Here is a 3,910-nt window from a genome sequence, read left to right as displayed (position 1 = left end):
TGCAACAAGTTTCAGCTTGTTTTGTAAAGATTGAAATTTTTTCTTACAAATGGAATTTGTTTGTGCTAAAGTGTCCTAAATTTTCATCAACATATTCAAAACACAGTAGGAAAAATTATGAATACGATTTTCAAAATTATTTTCAATCAGGCCACGCAATCATTTGTCGTGGTTTCTGAACTGGCCAAAGGCCGCACCAAGGCAAGCAGCCGCACCTCGCGCCGCTTGTTCAACCTCACCCGCATCGGCGCAGCCTTGAGCCTCGCGCTCGGCTCCAGTGCGGTGATGGCTAATCCTCCTGTATCTGGCACTGGCACCACTTGCGTGGTTGACGGCATCACCGTAGCCTGTGCAGACGGCTCAGTGGCCGTTACGGAAGGCTCAATTGCCATCGGTGAAAAAGCCAAAGCAGGCATGGCTACCATGGAAGCTACTGACTCTGACTTTCAGTTCTCAGGCAAACCAGCAAACGAAATTAAACCAAATGATAAAGACTACCGCTACCGCGTAGGCAAACGCAACAACATCGCCATCGGCTCTGGTGCAGAAGCTGCGGGTGGCCGTGTGGTGTCTATTGGCCAAGGCGCTGGCGCAGGCATCACCAACAACTGGAACACCCATAATGTGAACATCGGCTCAGCTGCCGGCGTGCGCGCAATGGGTACGGACAACCTATTCTTGGGTCGCAATGCTGGTGGCATCAACTTGCAAGACACACAAGCGCCTAGCGATAATGTTTTGCAAGGTGAAAAAGGCATGCAAGGCAACGGCAATATCGTGCTAGGCGTAGGTGCTGGTCAAAGTGCTGGTGTGCGCGACAACCCAAATGGTTACACCAATTCTGTATTTGACAAAACTACTGGCGCTAAAGGCACCAGCGAAAACATTTTAATCGGCCGCAATGCAGGGAATGGCATGTACAACGGCACGGGCACTAATATTTTTATCGGTTCGGGCTCAGGTGTTAACCACAAATCATTGGCCAAAGAATTCAATGGCGGCTTCAAACGTGCAGACGGCACATTTGCTAGCCCATATTCACCTTATGTTAACGGCTTGAACGTCGGTATCGGTGGCATTGCACTTTCAGACAGTGAAGGTGAATTGAACACCGCCGCGGGTTGGAAAGCAGGCTGGCAATTGAGCGGTTCAAACAACACCGCCATGGGTTACCTTTCACAATTTAATCTCAAAGGTGACGGCAACGCTGCGCTTGGCCCATGGGCAGGCTCTAACTCAAATGGCAACAAAAATGTGGCTGTGGGTAGTGAAGCAGGCGTAGGCATTAGCGCCGACCACACCGTAGCCGTGGGCGACACCGCCAAAGGCATGGCTGACCATTCCACCGCCATCAGCTCACTTTCTGTCGCACAAGGTGAAAGCTCAATCGCCGTGGGCCGCAATGCCTATGTGGGTGATAAAGAAGCTTACCTTGCTGAAGCGGGCAAACTCAGCGCTGCCAATGCTGATTTCTCGAAGGCAGACGATGCGTTAACAAAAGCTACTCGCGCCACTTCTGGCAAAGCTGCTGATGTGAAGAATAAAGAAAATGCGTTAGAGCGTGAAAAAACAGGATTGGCCAATAATCAGAAAAAATTGGATGAAGAGAATGCTAAGCAGAAACCAAGTGAAGCAGCTGTAAAACTATGGACACAGCGTGTTGCTGATTCAAACGCCAAAATTGAAAAAGCCCAAACCGCACTTGAAAAAGCTAAACAAGAGCTAGCTGAAAATCAAGCCGCGCAACAAACTGCTCAAACCGCATTGAATGAGAAAAAAGCCGCGCAAGAAGCTGCACAAGGTGTTTACAACAAATTTATGGCAGATGCGGCCAGCAAATACGACAGCGCCATTGCCATGGGCAAAGACTCAAAAGCGGTGAACACGTCAGCGATTGCCATCGGCAAACAATCTGAAGCCACTGGCATGAATTCGATGGCAGAAGGCACCGAAGCTAAAGCCGTAGCCCAAAACAGTATCGCGCAAGGTACGGGCGCTTTGGCGGGTAACACCAACGATGCCACCAAAGCAGATGACGCAGGCATCGGCACCATTGCGATCGGTCACCAAGCGAAAGCAGAGTTAGAATCTGCCATTGCAATGGGTACAAATGCGAACGCCAAAGGCAAAACCAGCGTGGCGATCGGCCAAGACGCTGTGGCGGGCAACAATCCATCTGCCGACGGCAATGACTTGCAACAAGCGGCCACCGCTATCGGCCGCCAAGCGCAAGCCACAGGTGGCTCAAGCTCTGCCTTGGGTTCAAACGCCAAAGCAACCGCACTTTACACCGTCGCACTCGGTGCTGCCTCCACCGCCTCTGGCGCAGGCGCCATTGCCGCCGGCGTGCAATCTGTTGCCAGCGGCGGCCAATCTATCGCACAAGGCCGTGCAGCGCAGGCGAGTGGCGAAAATGCCATCGCTTTAGGTTCAAGCGGCAATGTATCTGGCGCAAACTCAGGCGCAATCGGTAAGAGCAACACCGTTGCCCAAGAGAACACCTTCGTGCTCGGTAATGATGTCACCGCCACCCAAGCCAACAGCGTGGTATTGGGCAATGAATCAACTGATAAAGCCGCCAAAGCCGTGAATGAAGCCACAGTAAATGGCATCACCTACAGCGGTTTCGCCGGCCAAGGCGCACCTGAAAAAGGCGTGGTATCAGTAGGTAAAGAGGGTGGCGAACGCCAAATTGTTAACGTAGCCGCAGGTGAAATCTCTGCCACATCTACCGACGCCATCAACGGCTCACAACTGTATCTCACCCAAGAAAAATTGGGCGACGTTAAAAAAGAAGTTGAAAAAGGCCGTGTATTCGCTGGCGATAAATTGGACCCTGCTGCTGAGCAAACACTGAAAAATGAATTCACTCAAGCGCTTGGCGAGCAAACCAATGTGAAAGGCGAAGCCGAAGGCGAACTGAGCGATAAAAATATCGGCGTGTTGTCAAACGGCAAAGATACTTTAACCGTGAAATTGGCTAAAAACATTGATCTAACCAAAGACGGTAGCGTGAAGCTGGGCGACACTACGATCAACAATAATGGCCTCACCATCGAAAATGGTCCTTCAATCACCAATGGTGGTGTCAACGCTGGCAATAAAGTGATTTCAAATGTTGCCCCAGGCAAAGCGGATACCGATGCAGTGAATGTATCTCAATTGAACGAGCTGAAAAATGCGGGTGACAACGGCGGCTTCGGCTTGTCTGACACCAACGGCGAAAAAGTGACCCAAGATTTGGGCAAACAAATTCAGCTCAAAGGTGTGGATGGCGTAAACGTTACCGCCAAACCAGGCGACAAAGAGCTTGAAATCGGCTTGGCCAACGACATCACCATCGGCAAACCAGCCAAAGATGGCCAAGCTGGCGAAGCGGGCGCTATCGGCGTGACTGGTAAAGACGGCAAAGACGGCGTGAGCATCAAAGGTGATGCAGGCGACGGCAAACCAGGCATCAGCATTGCTGGTAAAGACGGCAAAGATGGCGTGAGCCTCACCGTGAAAGAAGACGGCCAACCAGGCGTTGACGGCAAAGGCAAAGATGGTAAAGACACCAAACCTCGCCTTGAAGTGAACGGTGAAGAAGTGGCCACCCTCAACGATGGCATCAAATACGCTGGCGACTTCGGCAAAGGCGCAGCCATCAAGCTAAATAAAGTGACCAACATCAAAGGCAATGCCAAAGATGAAGGCAAACTTTCAGACGGCAATATCGGTGTGGTAGCCAACCAAACTGGCGACGATGCAGAATTGGTGTTGAAACTGGCTAAAGACTTGAAAGATTTAGACAGCGCAACTTTCGGCCCAGTGGATCCTGAAACAGGCAAACCTGCTGATCCTAAAAACACTGTTTCAATCGGCAAAGATGGCATCAGTGCTGGCAATAAAGTGATTTCAAATGTTGCTC

At 50.8% G+C, this 3,910-nt stretch carries 1 protein-coding gene; it reads left to right on the top strand.

All coding sequences use genetic code 11. The annotated features are described in order from the left end of the window. Window positions 1–117 precede the first annotated feature (117 nt). A partial coding sequence (locus tag HPC37_RS10625; RefSeq protein ID WP_282435420.1) for an ESPR-type extended signal peptide-containing protein occupies window positions 118–3,910 on the top strand: 3,793 nt, incomplete at its 3' end.

Source organism: Spirabiliibacterium mucosae, assembly GCF_014884965.1.
Lineage (GTDB): Bacteria > Pseudomonadota > Gammaproteobacteria > Enterobacterales > Pasteurellaceae > Spirabiliibacterium > Spirabiliibacterium mucosae.
This window is presented reverse-complemented; position numbering and strand designations above follow the sequence as displayed.